This is a genomic window from Pseudomonas chlororaphis subsp. piscium (assembly GCF_003850345.1).
In the GTDB taxonomy this organism is placed as follows: domain Bacteria; phylum Pseudomonadota; class Gammaproteobacteria; order Pseudomonadales; family Pseudomonadaceae; genus Aquipseudomonas; species Aquipseudomonas piscium.
Window position 1 is genome coordinate 4,176,186 of the sequence record NZ_CP027707.1, and the last position, 18,837, is coordinate 4,195,022.

Below are 18,837 nucleotides of genomic sequence, written 5' to 3' on the forward strand. Positions count from 1 at the left end.
ACCACCAGGCTCACCCTGGATCAACGGCGCGTAACGATTGTAGAACGCCTAGTTGTAGCAAACACTCTCGCGGCTAACGCCATCATCCCAGTTGATCGACCAGGTCATCAGTCCCTTGATGGAGTGGTCCGCGGCATCGAGACGCTTGAACGCACTTACTGCCGCAGCAGGATCAATCACATAGCCAGTGGCCGCAGCGACAAGGTCGCCCATCGCCAGCGTCGCGCCTGATTTTTCCAGACTGTCCTCAATGGAAGCAAAGGTTCCTGCTTTGTGTTCATGATCATTCTCCCTGATCTTTTTGCGCTGAAACGACACGAATGGCATTGTCCCCAGTGGGCTGCTGTTGCAGATTGCGCAGCACCTCCGTAAGTCTGCGTACAAACGGATAGCGCATGATGCCAATGTGGTCTCCTGGTAGACGGATCACCGCTATATCGCCCGCAACAGCCTTACGCCATCCATTAATGAGTTCGTCTCTGTCAATACCGTCTTTGTCGTCGTTGGCAACAATGAGACTCATTGGGCCTGGGTAAAGCGTCGTAAGATGGTAATCGGCAAGTGAATGGGCGATGAATGCGCGCACGCGGTTTGCGAACTCGGAAAGTTCCAACTCTTCCGGCACGGCGCCAGCAGCAACCAGACGAGTGTGCAGAAGTTCAACTTGCCGCACGTCGTCAAGCCGGTGGAATTCGCTTTCTTCGAACGCCAGATCAGCCCCGGTAAGTTGTGCAAAACTGTTGCCGATCTCTGCGGCCCAGCGGCTGTTTGGCCAACTCCGCTTCATTGTTGTTTGCTGCTCCGTTTGGCCCGGCGGAATGCTATCGACCACTGCGAGCAGCGTGACCTGCTCATCTTGGCTAGCTAGTCGTCGCGCGATCTCGAAGGCAATCAGGCCACCGAAAGAGTGACCGCCCAGTCGGTATGGGCCATGAGGCTGGACACGGCGGATATCGACGATCAGTTCGCTGGCAATCGCTTCAACGCGTGTCGTATCGTCAGTTACTTCATCAGCTCCCGTCAGATGCATCCCCCAGACCCTAAACGTGCCGGCCAACTCGCCGGCAAGGGCGTGCAGATACGGCACATGCCCGCCGGCACCAGGTGCGAAGAACAGCGGTGGCGCGTCGGATGGCGTAGACAGTGCAAACAGGGCCCCCACTTGAGTAATAACGTCCTCATCGCTGGCGTTGACGAGCCGGGCCTGTTCGCCAATCGTCATCGCCATCAGAAGGCGCGCAGCCATGCCCTGATCAAGCCCAAATACCTGACCCGCACGCGAACAGACCCTCAACATCAGCAGCGAATCGCCTCCTAGTTCGAAGAAGTGGTCGTTACGGCCGACACGCGCCAGCCCCAGTAGATCCTGCCAGATCTGTGCCAGGGTGGTTTCCATCTCGCCCGCCGGCGCCTGATAACCGCGAGTTGCCACCGCTGTCAGATCCGGTGCCGGCAGCGCCTGGCGGTCAAGTTTGCCATTGGGGGTGAGCGGGAAAGCCTCCAGCGTCACGAAGGCGCTGGGCAACATGTACTCGGCCAGTTGCCGAGCAAGCTGCTGACGCAGTTCGGCGGGAGCAATCTCAACACCGGTTTGCGGCAGTACATAAGCCACCAGACGCTTGTCGCCCGGTACGTCCTCGCGGGGAATAACCACGGCGTCGCGTACGCCCTCGCAGCGCGCCAGTGCTGCTTCAATTTCCCCCAGCTCGATACGGAAGCCGCGCAGCTTGACCTGGAAGTCGTTGCGACCGAGGTACTCGATGGTGCCGTCAGGTAGCCAGCGGCCGAGGTCACCAGTCTTGTACATGCGGGCGTGCGGGTCAGCGCAGAACGGGTCGTCAATAAAGCGTTCGGCGGTCAGCTCCGGACGGTTGAGATAACCGCGCGCAACCCCAGCGCCGGCAATATGAAGCTCACCGGCCACGCCGAGTGGTGTAGGTTGTCCGTGCTGGTCGAGTAGGTATGCGCGCAGGTCAGGCAGCGGTTTACCGATCAGACTGCCGTGTCCTGCGGCGATGTCGGCGTCTGTCAGTTCTCGATAGGTAGCATGGATGGTTATCTCGGTTATGCCATACATATTGACCAGACGTGTCTGCTGGGTTGCATTGCGCGCAACCCAAGGAGCCAATATAGGAAATTCCAACGCTTCCCCACCGAAGATAATGCAGCGTAGCGCATGCGGTGTCGCATCTTGTGCAGGAATCAACTGGCGGAAAGCACTAGGCGTTTGATTTAGCACTGTCACCTGTTCTCGACACAGCAGCGCATAGAAATCCAGCGGTGAACGGGCACATGCCGTTGACACGATAACGAGTCTCCCCCCATAGGATAGGGCTGCCCACAGCTCCCACACTGAGAAATCGAATGCGAAAGAATGGAATAGGGTCAACACATCGTTATCATCAAACTGGAAATCTACTTGCGTGGCGGCTAACAGACGAGTCACATTCCGATGCTCAACCATAACGCCCTTGGGCTGCCCGGTGGAGCCCGAGGTGTAGATCACATACGCCAGGTGGCGCGCAGTCAGCCCCATCGCCCCAGCATCGGGGTTGCTGTCCGCCAGCTCCTCGATAGCCGGGTTTTGAACATCAAGCAGCACCGTAGGCAATGTGGGGCCCGACTCATCGATCAACGAGCGCTGGGTTAACAGCGCCACCGGCGCCGCATCGGCCAGCATGTATGCCCGTCGTTCGGCCGGGTAGTCCGGATCCAGCGGCACATAGGCCCCGCCAGCCTTGAGGATAGCGAGCAGGCCCACGACCATTTCCGGGCTGCGCTCGACGCACAGGGCCACCCGGTCGTCGGGACGTACCCCCAGGGCGATCAGGTGATGGGCCAGGCGGTTGGCGCGACGATTGAGCTCACCATAGCTCAGGGTCTGCTGCTCGAATACCAGCGCGGTCGCGGTGGGATTGCGTTGCGCCTGGGCCTCGAACAGTTGATGGATCAACGCGTCCTGCGGGAAATCGCTCTGGGTAGCGTTGAAGCCGTACAGCAGTTGCTGACGTTCTTCTGGCGGTACGACTGGCAGGCTCAGGGCGGCCCGTTCTGGCTCGTTAGCCAAGGCATCAACCAGTCCCGTGATCGCGGTGGCCAGGTAGGCAGCCATCCGTGCCGGATCGACGCCCTCCACCGTTTGAGCCGTCAGGCTGAAGCCCTCCCCCAGATCGTCCACCGAGACGGTAAACGGGTAGTTGGTGCGCTCCTCCGAGCTCAACAGGCGGATGCCTTCCCAGTTCATATCCGAACCGCCGGCGACACTGTGGCGGTAGTTGAGCAAGGCGCTGAACAATGGCAGCGGCAGGGCCACGCCGCTGCAGCGCTGGGCCAGCGCCAGGGGGGCCTGTTCGTGTTCGAGCAGCGCCATCAGCTCACGGTAAGTGGCCAGCACCACATCCTGTACGCCACGCCCGGCAAGGGCAATGCGCAGCGGCAGGGTGTTGATGAACAACCCCATCGCCCGCTCGGCGCCGGCATAACCCTGCAGACGACCCAGCAATACCGTGCCAAAGACCACGTCGTCACGGCCGCTGGTCTGGGCCAGCACCTGCGCCCAGGCGACATGGAACAGCACCCCCGGGCTGACCCCGAGCCGGCGCGCCTGGCTACGGATCGCCTGTGCCAACTCGGCCGGCAGCGGCAGCTGGGCTTCGGTCACTGCCTGGCCGTCGCCCTGGACCTCGAGCCTGCCGAAGGGAGCGGTCGGCTCGTCAACATCAGCCAGCCGCTCGCGGAAGTAAGTCTCGTGCACCGCGTCCGGCACGCTCCGGGTCTGAGCGATGAAGTTGCGGTAAGGCAATGCCGCCGGCAACGCCTCGCCGCGCCCCTGCAGGACCTCGGTCACTTCGCTCACGATCTGCTCCAGCGTCAGATGGTCGCCCACCAGGTGGTGGAAGCTCAGCGCCAGCAGCCATTCGTCTTGCGTCGGATCCTGGGCGATGTCCAGGGCGAACAGCGGCGCGCGGTTCAGCTCGAGGCGCCGCCGACGCGGGTCGGTGTGCGCCGCCAGTTGCGCAGGCACATCGCCGGGCTGTATGGGGTAGAAGGTCTCGATGTGCAGGTGCGCCTGTCGCCAGACCACCTGCACCGGCTGCGCCAAGCCCTGCCAGCAGGCGGCGGTACGCAGGATGTCGTGACGGTTGATGACCTGTTGCAGGGCGCAGAGGAAGGCATCAAGACGCGCACGGCTGTCGAAGGCCATCAGGCTGCGCAGCAGATAGGCGTCGCCGCGCTGTTGCAGCAGATGATGGAACAGAATGCCTTCCTGCAACGGCGCCAGCGGATAGATGTCCTGCACATTGGCCGCGCCACCGGGGACTGCGCCGACGATAACGTCGATCTCGTCCTCTGTCAGGGTCACCAGCGGCAGCATGTCCGGGGTGATGGCGCTGCAGCCCACGGGGATAAGGTTGTCGGGGACCACGAACGCGGAAGCATGGTCCTGGTGGGCGCTGATGGCCTGGGCCATATCAGCGAGGGCCGGCGAAGAAAACACCGTACGGACCGCCAGCGTCAAGCCGAGCTCGCGCAGCCGTTCGATCAGGCTGACGCCGAGCAGGGAATGGCCGCCGAGTTCGAAGAAGTTGTCGTAGCGGCCGACACGCGCCAGCCCCAGCAGGTCTTGCCAGATCTGCGCCAGGGTGGTCTCTGTCTCGCCCACCGGGGCTTCATAATGGCGGGTGACCAGCGCCGACAAATCCGGTGCCGGCAATGCCTTGCGGTCAACTTTTCCGTTTGAAGTTAAAGGCACACGGTCAAGCGACATAATTGATGCAGGCAGCATGTAGGGCGGTAGCCGAAGTGCCAGCGCTTCGCGGATTGCGGGAATGTTCAATACCCTGTCAGCGAGGGGCACAACATAGGCTGCGATCGTCTGGCGTTCACAGTGCTCGGCAATCATCACTACACCGCGTTCGACACCGGGTGCCGCCGCCAGCGCAGCTTCTATCTCCCCCAACTCGATGCGGAAACCGCCAATCTTGACCTGATCGTCCACTCGCCCCAGGAATTCAAGGTTACCATCGGTGAGTACGCGCGCGCTGTCACCGGTGCGGTACATCTGTTCGCCAGGCTTGTATGGATCGTCAAGGAAGCGGTAAGCAGTCAGGTCTGGCTGAGCAAGGTAGCCACGAGCGACGCCAGTACCGGCGATCCAAAGATCGCCAGGCACACCGATAGGCAATGCTTGCAACGAGGATGACAGCACGTAGAGGCGCTGGCCTGGAAGATGCCGGCCATAGGGTACGAAGATGGCGTCAGGCTTAAGGTGGCTTGTGTCGTAGTAGCACGACCAGATCGCTGCCTCAGTCGCACCACCGAGAGCGATCACATGAAGATCGGAAGTTGAAGCCTCGCGGATACGCGTGGGCAGGTTGATCGGAACGCGGTCGCCGCTCAGCATCACCAGTTTCAGTGACGGTGGTAATTTCCGTCCACTTTGTTGGCATTCGAGCAGCAGTAGCTCCATCACCGCCGGAACAGACTCCCAGACCGTTGCCTGTTCACGCTCCATCATATCTAGCCAGACGCACGGCTCGACGTCCGCGGATTCAGGCGCAAGCACGACTGCAGCACCGGCCGCGAATGCGCCGAAGAAATCAAATACCGACAGATCGAATCCCGCTGACGATACACATAACAACCGGTCGGAAGGGCCTATCCTGTAAAGCCGGAGAATGGCCTCGATGGTCAGTGAGGCCGCGCGATGACTGACCATCACACCCTTTGGCTTGCCAGTGGAACCGGAGGTGAACATCACATAGGCGAGATCGTCGGGCACAACCGCTGGCAGCATGGCGTCGGCAGTTTGGTCGATAAGAATCACTCGTGCGCAAACGCCGTCGATCGAAGCTGCCAGTTCGCGAGTGGTTAGCACATAATCGACAATAACCAGCAGATCACGCATGCGTTCCGGTGGCATTGCCGGATCGACAGGTACATAGGCGCAACCCGCTAACATCACGCCCGAGTAAGCGGCGATTGCACACACCGAGCGCGGCAGCAGTACCGCAACCGGCACGCGATGCGCGTCTGCCGCTGCGATCGCGCCAGCGATGCGGCGTGTTTCTGCGGCCAGCTCGCCATAATTCATACTGCCCTCAACGCCGATGATCGCAGGCGCGAGTGGGGAGAGTGTCGCGTGACGCTCTATACCGGTGTGCAGTAGATAACCGTCACCGGCCGGCGGCGTAGCGTTCCAGTCGTAGATTAGACGCTGCGCCTCTTCTGGCGGCAGAACCGACAGGCTCAGGGCGGCCCGTTCTGGCTCGTTAGCCAGGGCATCAACCAGTCCCGTGATCGCGGTGGCCAGGTAGGCAGCCATCCGTGCCGGATCGACGCCCTCCACCGTTTGAGCCGTCAGGCTGAAGCCCTCCCCCAGATCGTCCACCGAGACGGTAAACGGGTAGTTGGTGCGCTCCTCCGAGCTCAGCAGGCGGATACCTTCCCAGTTCATATCCGAACCGCCGGCGACACTGTGGCGGTAGTTGAGCAAGGCGCTGAACAATGGCAGCGGCAGGGCCACACCGCTGCAGCGCTGGGCCAGCGCCAGGGGGGCCTGTTCGTGTTCGAGCAGCGCCATCAGCTCACGGTAAGTGGCCAGCACCACATCCTGTACGCCACGCCCGGCAAGGGCAATGCGCAGCGGCAGGGTGTTGATGAACAACCCCATCGCCCGCTCGGCGCCGGCATAACCCTGCAGACGACCCAGCAATACCGTGCCAAAGACCACGTCGTCACGGCCGCTGGTCTGGGCCAGCACCTGTGCCCAGGCGACATGGAACAGCACCCCCGGGCTGACCCCGAGCCGGCGCGCCTGGCTACGGATCGCCTGTGCCAACTCGGCCGGTAGCGGCAGCTGGGCTTCGGTCACTGCCTGGCCGTCGCCCTGGACCTCGAGCCTGCCGAAGGGAGCGGTCGGCTCGTCAACATCAGCCAGCCGCTCGCGGAAGTAAGTCTCGTGCACCGCGTCCGGCACGCTCCGGGTCTGAGCGATGAAGTTGCGGTAAGGCAATGCCGCCGGCAACGCCTCGCCGCGCCCCTGCAGGACCTCGGTCACTTCGCTCACGATCTGCTCCAGCGTCAGATGGTCGCCCACCAGGTGGTGGAAGCTCAGCGCCAGCAGCCATTCGTCTTGCGTCGGATCCTGGGCGATGTCCAGGGCGAACAGCGGCGCGCGGTTCAGCTCGAGGCGCCGCCGACGCGGGTCGGTGTGCGCCGCCAGTTGCGCAGGCACATCGCCGGGCTGTATGGGGTAGAAGGTCTCGACGTGCAGGTGCGCCTGTCGCCAGACCACCTGCACCGGCTGCGCCAAGCCCTGCCAGCAGGCGGCGGTGCGCAGGATGTCGTGACGGTTGATGACCTGTTGCAGGGCGCAGAGGAAGGCATCAAGACGCGCACGGCTGTCGAAGGCCATCAGGCTGCGCAGCAGATAGGCGTCGCCGCGCTGTTGCAGCAGATGATGGAACAGAATGCCTTCCTGCAACGGCGCCAGCGGATAGATGTCCTGCACATTGGCCGCGCCACCGGGGACTGCGCCGACGATAACGTCGATCTCGTCCTGCGTCAGGGTCACCAGCGGCAGCATGTCCGGGGTGATGGCGCTGCAGCCCATGGGGATAAGGTTGTCGGGGACCACGAACGCGGAAGCATGGTCCTGGTGGGCGCTGATGGCCTGGGCCATATCAGCGAGGGCCGGCGAGGCAAACACCGTACGGACCGCCAGCGTCAAGCCGAGCTCGCGCAGCCGTTCGATCAGGCTGACGCCGAGCAGGGAATGGCCGCCGAGCTCGAAGAAGTTGTCGTAGCGGCCGACGCGCGCCAGCCCCAGCAGGTCTTGCCAGATCTGCGCCAGGGTGGTTTCCATCTCGCCCACCGGCGCCTGATAACCACGAGTTGCCAGCGCTGTCAGATCCGGTACCGGCAGCGCCTGGCGGTCGAGTTTGCCATTGGGGGTGAGCGGGAAGGTATCCAGCGTCACGAAGGCGCCGGGCAACATGTACTCGGCCAGTTGCCGGGCAAGCTGCTGGCGCAGTTCGGCGGGAGCAATCTCAACACCGGTTTGCGGCAGTACATAAGCCACCAGACGCTTGTCGCCCGGTACGTCCTCGCGGGGAATAACCACGGCGTCGCGTACGCCCTCGCAGCGCGCCAGTGCCGCTTCAATTTCCCCCAGCTCGATACGGAATCCGCGCAGCTTGACCTGGAAGTCGTTGCGACCGAGGTACTCGATGGTGCCGTCAGGTAGCCAGCGGCCGAGGTCACCAGTCTTGTACATGCGGGCGTGCGGGTCAGCGCAGAACGGGTCGTTAATAAAGCGTTCGGCGGTCAGCTCCGGACGGTTGAGATAACCGCGCGCAACCCCGGCGCCGGCAATATGAAGCTCACCAGCCACGCCGAGCGGTGCCGGCTGGCCGTGGCTATCCAGGATGTAAATGCGGGTGTTGGCAATCGGGCGACCAATGGGGATGGAGCGCGTCACATCGAGCGGGGCGGTGATGGCGTGCGTGGCGGCAAAGGTGGTGGTTTCTGTCGGGCCATAGCCATTGAGCAGATGCTCAGGCTGGCTTTCAGCAGCCAGCAACTGCCCGATCTTTCTTGCGTCGAGCACGTCCCCGCCCACCAGGAGGTAGCGCAGCTGCCCGAATACAGGGATGAGCCCATCGACGTATTGGTTAAACAGACCGGCAGTCAACCAGAGGGCAGTCACCTGCCCGTGGATTAGCGCGTCACGGAAGCGCTGGGGGTCAAGCAACACGGATTGGCTGATCAGATAAAGGCGGCCGCCGTTGAGGAGTGCAGACCAGATTTCCCACGTTGAAGCGTCGAAGGCAATATTCGCACAATGTGCAACGCAGTCGTTTGGGCCAATGTCGGCATAAGTATTGTTAATCACCAGACGGTTGACATTGAGATGCTCAACCATAACGCCCTTGGGCTGCCCGGTGGAGCCCGAGGTGTAGATCACATACGCCAGGTGGCGCGCAGTCAGCCCCATCGCCCCAGCATCGGGGTTGCTGTCCGCCAGCTCCTCGATAGCCGGGTTTTGAACATCAAGCAGCACCGTAGGCAATGTGGGGCCCGACTCATCGATCAACGAGCGCTGGGTTAACAGCGCCACCGGCGCCGCATCGGCCAGCATGTATGCCCGTCGTTCGGCCGGGTAGTCCGGATCCAGCGGCACATAGGCCCCGCCAGCCTTGAGGATAGCGAGCAGGCCCACGACCATTTCCGGGCTGCGCTCGACGCACAGGGCCACCCGGTCGTCGGGACGCACCCCCAGGGCGATCAGGTGATGGGCCAGGCGGTTGGCGCGACGATTGAGCTCACCATAGCTCAGGGTCTGCTGCTCGAATACCAGCGCGGTCGCGGTGGGATTGCGTTGCGCCTGGGCCTCGAACAGTTGATGGATCAACGCGTCCTGCGGGAAATCGCTCTGGGTAGCGTTGAAGCCGTACAGCAGTTGCTGACGTTCTTCTGGCGGTACGACTGGCAGGCTCAGGGCGGCCCGTTCTGGCTCGTTAGCCAAGGCATCAACCAGTCCCGTGATCGCGGTGGCCAGGTAGGCAGCCATCCGTGCCGGATCGACGCCCTCCACCGTTTGAGCCGTCAGGCTGAAGCCCTCCCCCAGATCGTCCACCGAGACGGTAAACGGGTAGTTGGTGCGCTCCTCCGAGCTCAACAGGCGGATACCTTCCCAGTTCATATCCGAACCGCCGGCGACACTGTGGCGGTAGTTGAGCAAGGCGCTGAACAATGGCAGCGGCAGGGCCACACCGCTGCAGCGCTGGGCCAGCGCCAGGGGGGCCTGTTCGTGTTCGAGCAGCGCCATCAGCTCACGGTAAGTGGCCAGCACCACATCCTGTACGCCACGCCCGGCAAGGGCAATGCGCAGCGGCAGGGTGTTGATGAACAACCCCATCGCCCGCTCGGCGCCGGCATAACCCTGCAGACGACCCAGCAATACCGTGCCAAAGACCACGTCGTCACGGCCGCTGGTCTGGGCCAGCACCTGTGCCCAGGCGACATGGAACAGCACCCCCGGGCTGACCCCGAGCCGGCGCGCCTGGCTACGGATCGCCTGTGCCAACTCGGCCGGTAGCGGCAGCTGGGCTTCGGTCACTGCCTGGCCGTCGCCCTGGACCTCGAGCCTGCCGAAGGGAGCGGTCGGCTCGTCAACATCAGCCAGCCGCTCGCGGAAGTAAGTCTCGTGCACCGCGTCCGGCACGCTCCGGGTCTGAGCGATGAAGTTGCGGTAAGGCAATGCCGCCGGCAACGCCTCGCCGCGCCCCTGCAGGACCTCGGTCACTTCGCTCACGATCTGCTCCAGCGTCAGATGGTCGCCCACCAGGTGGTGGAAGCTCAGCGCCAGCAGCCATTCGTCTTGCGTCGGATCCTGGGCGATGTCCAGGGCGAACAGCGGCGCGCGGTTCAGCTCGAGGCGCCGCCGACGCGGGTCGGTGTGCGCCGCCAGTTGCGCAGGCACATCGCCGGGCTGTATGGGGTAGAAGGTCTCGACGTGCAGGTGCGCCTGTCGCCAGACCACCTGCACCGGCTGCGCCAAGCCCTGCCAGCAGGCGGCGGTGCGCAGGATGTCGTGACGGTTGATGACCTGTTGCAGGGCGCAGAGGAAGGCATCAAGACGCGCACGGCTGTCGAAGGCCATCAGGCTGCGCAGCAGATAGGCGTCGCCGCGCTGTTGCAGCAGATGATGGAACAGAATGCCTTCCTGCAACGGCGCCAGCGGATAGATGTCCTGCACATTGGCCGCGCCACCGGGGACTGCGCCGACGATAACGTCGATCTCGTCCTGCGTCAGGGTCACCAGCGGCAGCATGTCCGGGGTGATGGCGCTGCAGCCCATGGGGATAAGGTTGTCGGGGACCACGAACGCGGAAGCATGGTCCTGGTGGGCGCTGATGGCCTGGGCCATATCAGCGAGGGCCGGCGAGGCAAACACCGTACGGACCGCCAGCGTCAAGCCGAGCTCGCGCAGCCGTTCGATCAGGCTGACGCCGAGCAGGGAATGGCCGCCGAGCTCGAAGAAGTTGTCGTAGCGGCCGACGCGCGCCAGCCCCAGCAGGTCTTGCCAGATCTGCGCCAGGGTGGTTTCCATCTCGCCCACCGGCGCCTGATAACCACGAGTTGCCAGCGCTGTCAGATCCGGTACCGGCAGCGCCTGGCGGTCGAGTTTGCCATTGGGGGTGAGCGGGAAGGTATCCAGCGTCACGAAGGCGCCGGGCAACATGTACTCGGCCAGTTGCCGGGCAAGCTGCTGGCGCAGTTCGGCGGGAGCAATCTCAACACCGGTTTGCGGCAGTACATAAGCCACCAGACGCTTGTCGCCCGGTACGTCCTCGCGGGGAATAACCACGGCGTCGCGTACGCCCTCGCAGCGCGCCAGTGCCGCTTCAATTTCCCCCAGCTCGATACGGAATCCGCGCAGCTTGACCTGGAAGTCGTTGCGACCGAGGTACTCGATGGTGCCGTCAGGTAGCCAGCGGCCGAGGTCACCAGTCTTGTACATGCGGGCGTGCGGGTCAGCGCAGAACGGGTCGTTAATAAAGCGTTCGGCGGTCAGCTCCGGACGGTTGAGATAACCGCGCGCAACCCCGGCGCCGGCAATATGAAGCTCACCAGCCACGCCGAGCGGTGCCGGCTGGCCGTGGCTATCCAGGATGTAAATGCGGGTGTTGGCAATCGGGCGACCAATGGGGATGGAGCGCGTCACATCGAGCGGGGCGGTGATGGCGTGCGTGGCGGCAAAGGTGGTGGTTTCTGTCGGGCCATAGCCATTGAGCAGATGCTCAGGCTGGCTTTCAGCAGCCAGCAACTGCCCGATCTTTCTTGCGTCGAGCACGTCCCCGCCCACCAGGAGGTAGCGCAGCTGCCCGAATACAGGGATGAGCCCATCGACGTATTGGTTAAACAGACCGGCAGTCAACCAGAGGGCAGTCACCTGCCCGTGGATTAGCGCGTCACGGAAGCGCTGGGGGTCAAGCAACACGGATTGGCTGATCAGATAAAGGCGGCCGCCGTTGAGGAGTGCAGACCAGATTTCCCACGTTGAAGCGTCGAAGGCAATATTCGCACAATGTGCAACGCAGTCGTTTGGGCCAATGTCGGCATAGGTATTGTTAATCACCAGGCGGTTGACATTGAGGTGCTCAACCATAACGCCCTTGGGTTGCCCGGTGGAGCCCGAGGTGTAGATCACATACGCCAGGTGGCGCGCAGTCAGCCCCATCGCCCCAGCATCGGGGTTGCTGTCCGCCAGCTCCTCGATAGCCGGGTTTTGAACATCAAGCAGCACCGTAGGCAATGTGGGGCCCGACTCATCGATCAACGAGCGCTGGGTTAACAGCGCCACCGGCGCCGCATCGGCCAGCATGTATGCCCGTCGTTCGGCCGGGTAGTCCGGATCCAGCGGCACATAGGCCCCGCCAGCCTTGAGGATAGCGAGCAGGCCCACGACCATTTCCGGGCTGCGCTCGACGCACAGGGCCACCCGGTCGTCGGGACGCACCCCCAGGGCGATCAGGTGATGGGCCAGGCGGTTGGCGCGACGATTGAGCTCACCATAGCTCAGGGTCTGCTGTCCGAATACCAGCGCGGTCGCGGTGGGACTGCGTTGCGCCTGGGCCTCGAACAGTTGATGGATCAACGCGTCCTGCGGGAAATCGCTCTGGGTAGCGTTGAAGCCGTACAGCAGTTGCGCCTGCTCCGTGTCGGAAAGCACAGGCAGCATGCGCACATCTGTTTCGGGAGAGGCCAGCGCCGCGCTCAGTAAGGCCACATAGTGAACACCGAGGCGGCAGATAGTGCTCGCGTCGAAAAGGTCGGTACTGTATTGCCAGACTGCAAATGTCCCACGCTCGTCGTTCTCGATCGATAAATACAGGTCGAAACGCGCAAAAGGGCTGTCCAGATCGAAGGGTTTCGCACGGCCTCCCGCTATATGCACAGTCGGCAACTGAACGTTCTGAAATGCGAACACCGTTTGTGCCAGTTGGCTCAGCGGTGGGCCGCCGCGCGAACGCAGGCGCTCAGCAATAGACTCAATCGGTACGCCTTGATGCGCGAACGAACGCGCCGTTACTCCGCGCATGCGTTCGACGAAAGAGGTGAAATTGTCGTTGTCGCGCACATCAGCGACAAGTGGGACCAAATTGACGAAATAGCCGGCGATATCCTCGGCCGCCTGGAATGGTCGGTTGGCTGCTGGCGTCAGTGTCAGCGTTCTTGCCTCTCCGGTGTAACGCTGTAGCAGTAACGCGAAGACGCTGAACAGCGTCGTGAATAATGTGGTGTTGCGCTCGCGGGCGAACGTGGACGCTGCAGTGATGCAATCAGCCGGAATGGCGATACGCTCGGTGCCGCCGTGTCTGCTGCGCACCGCAGGGCGCGTGTAGTCGCTACGAATCGTCGGCACTTCGTCGATGTCAGCCAGCATCTCCACCCAGGAGTCCAACTGCGAGGTGTAGTCAGACGTATTCATCCAACGGCGCTGCCAGGCGGCGAAGTCACGATAGTTGAGGTGGGGTAATGGAGCCTCCTCCGGGACTGGCGCATCAAGATAGGTGTTGAGGTCTCGGATGAGTACACCCATCGACCAGCGGTCAAAGATGGCATGGTGGATAGTCAATACCAGTACAGCCGGCCGTTCGAACGTAGAGAACAAATCGACGCGCCACAATGGCTGCTGTGGTGCAAACGGTAGTTTCGCAATGTCTGCGGCCAACGCACGCAACGAATTGTCGTTATCGACCGCCGTCACCGCGAACTGGACAACGGGAGTTGGCAATACGGTTTGCTGCATAGGATCGCCGTCGACGAATACCGTACGCAGAATGTCGTGCTTACGCGCGAGCATGGCAAACGCACCTTCAATGACTTGCGCGTTAACAGGACCCGCCAGTTCGATCGCCGCCTGTTCGTTATACATCGCCGGATCGCCCAGGCGGGTGGCAAGCACCAGGCTTGCCTGGCCCGGAGACAGGGCACATGTGTTCCCGCCCTCACCCGGTGAGGGCAGCGGCACCGCATGCGGTGTGTTGTCATCGAGCATCTGCAACAATGTTTCTTTTGCCTGACGGAGCCGTTCAACAAGTTCGCTATTGAGTGCACCTGGAGGCGCTTTCACCTGAAGCATGTCGCCGTTACGGCACAGCGTGGCTCCGGCGTCGACAAGATCGGTCATGAGCCGCTCGATATTCATAGGTTGATATCTCCATCTGGGTATCGGTAGCGGATGTGTGTGGAGCGATAAGGTGGCGCTCCACCTGCGTAAAAACTATGTCGATCACCCTATCGAGCGACGATCCATCGACAAACAGATCCATCGGTACAGAAGCACCGGTAGTGCGCTCGACGGTATTTCGCAATTCCGCAGCAGTAAGCGAGTCAGTTCGTTCGGCACCATCAGGCCTGAGCTGCGACCATCGTGGTTGACGACCGAACAGGCCAGGGCCAGGCCTTGAAGGGCAACGTCAGACAAGCGTCACTTCGTCTATATCGAAGTAGCCGTTGTACCCTTTCATATAAACCACCGGTCTATGCCCGAACAGAACCATGGCTTCGGTACATGTTTCCAAAGAGGGATAATCGATCAAGAATGACTTCACCTTCGTTCCGACCGGGCAGTTGAGGTTCCATGCCTCCACCTTTTCAAGCGCGCTTGAAGTCTGCCTATCTAAGGCGCGATGAACCTTCTGAACAGTCGATAGACTCAGCTCGCAACGCTTATCCGGCGCATCGGCATCGGACGCCACCCGTTTGTTAGCAACTGGTGTCTGCCCACGGATGGTATGAACGAGGCGCGTGAGTACTTCTCCGTGCCCGAGCTCCTCGAACGAGATCTCTTGGCCGCTCCCAGCGGCAAGTTCAAGTAGATACTCCACACTTCCACACCAGCGCACGGGGCTGGCAATTTGCTTGGCAAGCCCATCGGCAATCCGTTTGTTCTCGTAGGGGCGTGCGGAGAAATTGGCAACCACTGGGATTGTCGGATTCACAAACTCGAATGCGTTCAGAAACGCTGCAAAAACATCTGCCGCTGGCTGCATTAATTCCGAATGGAAAGCACCACTGGTGTTGAGTCGCAGGTAACGCATCGGGGATTTCTGGAACAGTGCCTCGCTTGCCTCGACTTGCCCGACGGGACCAGAGATGACGAACTGTGAGGGCGTGTTGTAATTGGCGATACCAACGTCATTGAGTCCGCTGCGGGCAAGCGTGAGTTCAATCTCGTTCTTGTTGGCGTTCAAGATGGCAGCCATCGCTCCACCGGATATCTGGCCCATCAACTCACCTCTTTTTTTCACGAGCTGAAGTCCCGTCTCGAAATCAAAGCAGCCGGCCGCGAGCAGTGCATTGAACTCACCGAGACTGTGCCCCACCACAAAGTCCGCTGGCGTGGCGTCATCCTCGAGCCTGGCGTAATAGGTGAGTGCGTTAACCACGTACAGCGCAGGCTGTGTAAATTGCGTGTGACTCAGCCTTCCTCCTGGATCACCTAGACACAGCTCTTTAATCGAATAGCCCAACACACGGTCGGCCTGGGTACTCAGATCCTTGAATCGATCAAACAACCCTCCGCCCATCCCTTTCGCCTGCGAGCCCTGGCCCGGAAACATAAACGTTGTGATCATTACTCCTCCTTGACTGCATTAATCGGTCTCGCTCCGTATTGCTTCAAGCAATCGATGACAACGGACCGGCGTTCCAGACACATCTCGTGTTGAACGAGCGGCTCTTGTGAGGCTGATACCTTGCATGATCCATTCAGCCCGGCGAATCAATGGCAATACCCTGTTGACCGGTTCGGGACTAGAGCAACACAGACCGCAGTTCCTTGTTGATCAAGGCAAACATCTGTTCAGCGCTGCCATGCAGGAAAAAGTGATCGCCTGGAAGCATCTGATAATAAAAACTGTTCGTGGTATGGATGCCCCACGACGCCACCGCGTCGTTATCCATATCGGGATCGTTGTCACCTCCCAGCGCAACAATCCGACAGGTAAGAGGTGGCTGTGGGGTCATACTGTAGGTTTCCACCGCCTCAAAGTCGGCACGCAGGATTGGCAGGATCAGCTCGACCACTTCAGGGTGTTTCAGTATTTCAGGTGGTGTGCCGTTCAAACGCATCACCTCATCGATGAACTCGTCATCGGGAAGCCCGTGTAGTAACGAGCGACTGGCTGGCAAATGCGGTGCACCGTGGCCAGACACGATCAAACAAGCCGGCTCCGGCAGGCCACTGGTACGTAGGCGGCGCGCAACCTCAAAGGCTAGGCAGGCTCCCATGCTGTGACCGAACAGGACATAAGGCTTCTCAAGCAACGGCGCGATGGCCTCCGCCACCTGATTGGTGATCTCACCCAGGTCATGTAGCAATGCTTCATGCATGCGCTGCCCTCGCCCAGGCAGGTGCAAGGGAAGCACCTCGATATCCGATGCCAATCGTGCAGGCCAGTCGCGAAAGATAGCTGCGCTGCCCCCTGCGTAAGGCAGGCAGAACAATCTCACTCTAGCGTTGCCAGGCGATGTGCCAGGTACGACCCAGTGGTTAGAGCCAAGCGGTCCGATGGTCATTGCGTGTGACCTCGGCAGCACGATGCAATCGCAGCGATTACACGAATCGTGTTTCGAGTCTGTTGTCCATCTGCCGCCACACTAGGCGTTGTGACCAGCAACAGCGCGTGATAGGTAGATTGCATCATCGTCATCATTGCTTACCCTTGAACAATAAAGGTTGTGATACACCGCACAACAGGTCGAGAGGTCTACGACCTGTCCAACCTCGTCCCTCTGTGACTCATGAAGCAATTGAGGTCGATGCCGCAGCGTTGCTTCAATGACTGCGTCACCACACAACCTCACACCGTCACGCTCCGGATGAATTCAACTGCCTCCTTGACTGCCGCCTTCGCCTCCGGCAAGAAAGGGGTCATCGTCGGCCAGGCATGCGGGAGACGGGGCCAGACTTTGAAATTCACCGTAACCTGAGCCAGACGGGCTTTTTCGGCAACCCGCACCGCGTCATCCAGCAGCACCTCGGTGTCACTGGCTTGAATGAACAAGGGCGGCAAACCAGAAAACTGTGCATAGAGTGGCGAAGCAATGGGATGGTCCGCAGGCGTATCGTTCAGGTAATGCCGGGAAAACCTTGCTACGGCTGCGCCTGTCAGCATCACGTCGCTCTGGTTGTTCGTCGCCAATGAGGCTCCCGTTGCAGCCAGGTCTGTCCATGGCGAAAACAGCACCGCACCTGCTGGCATCGGTTCATCCGAATCACGCAATGACAACAGCATTGCCAGGGCCAGGCCCCCACCCGCGGAGTCACCACAAATGACCATGCGCGCAGGGCAGACACCTTCGGCAAGTAGCTGCCGGTAGGCGGCCAGGGCATCGTCGACTGCGGCGGGGAATGGATGCTCCGGAGCTAGCCGGTAAGCCAACGAAAAGGTACGCGCCTCACCACCGCTAGCCAATGCGTACGCAATCCGACGATGGGTCTTCGGAGAGCAAAAGCAGTAACCACCACCATGCAGGTACATGACGACACGGTGGAGCCTGTCACGTTGAGCCGGGTCCTGCGGCTCGACCCACTCGCCGCGCAACGGTTGGCATGCCTCAGTGTTCTCGCGTATGCGCCAGCCCTTCGGGGGGTGTGCAACGCGAGCCCCTTTGTCGCTGTGGGTACGCATGTCCTGAACCGACAATCCGGGCTTGGCAATCAAGGGTTTTGCCTTCAGCCGTAATAGCCAGGAGATACTCCAGTTTTGCCAACTCACGACGACGCTCCTTATGCCGCTACTTTAAACAGGGGTACTGAGCCGTTAACACACTGCGTCAACGTTGTGCTGACGCCCGGTGCGCGGCAAGTCCTGCCTGGGCACCTGAACCCACGGCCAGGGGGACGGTTCCGCCCAAGCGAACCATGTCACCGCAGGCAAACACTCCAGGGACCGAAGTTTCCATGGTTTCGCTGGTGCAAATGTAGGGGCCCATTGGCCCCTCTTCGAAGGCGCAGCCCAGTTGTACGGCAAGCGGGCTCGCCATACGGATGTGACTGGCACAGAACAAACCGTCCAAGACAATTTTTCGCCCATCACCCAACTCGACAGTCGCTGTATCAACAATGCGTAACACCCGTTGCGACTCAATCAACACCCCATGTTCTGCCAAGGCCTCACGTTGAGCCTCATCGGGTTCGAACCTGCCGTCGGTCAGGAGGATTACTGTCCCCCAGTCAAGCAGCATCAATGCGTATTGATAGGCGACTTCGTCGACCGCGAGCACGCCGATGTAGCCCTGATTCAATTCGTAGCCATGGCAATAAGGGCAATGGAATACGCTACGACCCCAGCGCTGGGCCAATCCGTCCACAGGCGGCAAGTCATCCTCCACACCTGTGGCTAACACCACGTTCGGAGCAAAAAAACGTTGCCCCGACTGACCGCGAACGACAAATCCGGACTCGGTGCGCTCCGCGTTTGTGGCCTCCTCCTCCAACCACTGCACATTCGGATAAGCGATGATTTGCGCCCGCCCCTCCTGCGCAATGACATCGGGTGAGCGCCCCTCCTGCCCAGGCAAACCGTGTAGCGTCCGGGAAAAACGGTTGCGGCGCACGCCGGCGTCCATCACCAGTACACGCCGGCGAGCCCTGGCCAGTTGCATTGCCGCCGACTGCCCGGCGTAGCTGCCACCGATCACAATGAAATCGAAATCCACTAAAGAAAGTTCAGTACTCATGGGGCAATACGTCCTGTGTTGTTAGGAGACTCACAGCTGAAATCGTAAACTCCAGCGGATAAGGGCCAGAAAATGCGT

Annotated in this window: 7 protein-coding genes; all 7 read right to left on the reverse strand. The window is 61.1% G+C overall.

Annotated features, from left to right (window positions below):
- Positions 1 to 48: 48 nt before the first annotated feature.
- Complete coding sequence (locus C4K38_RS32470) at positions 49 to 318, reverse strand: hypothetical protein (RefSeq protein WP_197678034.1); 270 nt, start codon at positions 316 to 318, stop codon at positions 49 to 51.
- Complete coding sequence (locus C4K38_RS18995) at positions 284 to 14,218, reverse strand: non-ribosomal peptide synthetase (protein ID WP_081364225.1); 13,935 nt, start codon at positions 14,216 to 14,218, stop codon at positions 284 to 286. The genes C4K38_RS32470 and C4K38_RS18995 overlap by 35 nt, the downstream gene beginning before the upstream one ends.
- Positions 14,160 to 14,384, reverse strand: a complete 225-nt coding sequence (locus tag C4K38_RS32940) for a hypothetical protein (protein WP_414860585.1) — start codon at positions 14,382 to 14,384, stop codon at positions 14,160 to 14,162. Before C4K38_RS32940 ends, C4K38_RS18995 begins: the two co-directional genes overlap by 59 nt.
- A 105-nt stretch (positions 14,385 to 14,489) precedes the next feature.
- The gene (fabD, locus tag C4K38_RS19000; protein ID WP_053278630.1) at positions 14,490 to 15,650 is read right to left on the reverse strand and encodes an ACP S-malonyltransferase; all 1,161 of its coding nucleotides are present in this window, start codon (positions 15,648 to 15,650) and stop codon (positions 14,490 to 14,492) included.
- Between the two features lie 178 nt (positions 15,651 to 15,828).
- Positions 15,829 to 16,593: a thioesterase II family protein gene (locus C4K38_RS19005; protein WP_081001482.1), complete on the reverse strand. Its 765-nt coding sequence runs from the start codon at positions 16,591 to 16,593 to the stop codon at positions 15,829 to 15,831.
- Positions 16,594 to 16,877: 284 nt separating this feature from the next.
- Complete coding sequence (locus C4K38_RS19010; protein WP_053278629.1) at positions 16,878 to 17,795, reverse strand: alpha/beta hydrolase; 918 nt, start codon at positions 17,793 to 17,795, stop codon at positions 16,878 to 16,880.
- Positions 17,796 to 17,853: 58 nt separating this feature from the next.
- Positions 17,854 to 18,759, reverse strand: coding sequence for an NAD(P)/FAD-dependent oxidoreductase (locus C4K38_RS19015; RefSeq protein WP_081001481.1), 906 nt, complete (start codon positions 18,757 to 18,759; stop codon positions 17,854 to 17,856).
- Positions 18,760 to 18,837: the final 78 nt, after the last annotated feature.

Bases quoted from the DNA above. Each gene is read 5' to 3' on its own strand.
- C4K38_RS19015 (WP_081001481.1), bottom strand. From the start codon at position 18,759: ATGAGTACTGAACTTTCTTTAGTGGATTTCGATTTCATTGTGATCGGT.
- fabD (WP_053278630.1), bottom strand. From the start codon at position 15,650: ATGATCACAACGTTTATGTTTCCGGGCCAGGGCTCGCAGGCGAAAGGG.
- C4K38_RS19005 (WP_081001482.1), bottom strand. From the start codon at position 16,593: ATGACCATCGGACCGCTTGGCTCTAACCACTGGGTCGTACCTGGCACA.
- C4K38_RS18995 (WP_081364225.1), bottom strand. From the start codon at position 14,218: ATGAATATCGAGCGGCTCATGACCGATCTTGTCGACGCCGGAGCCACG.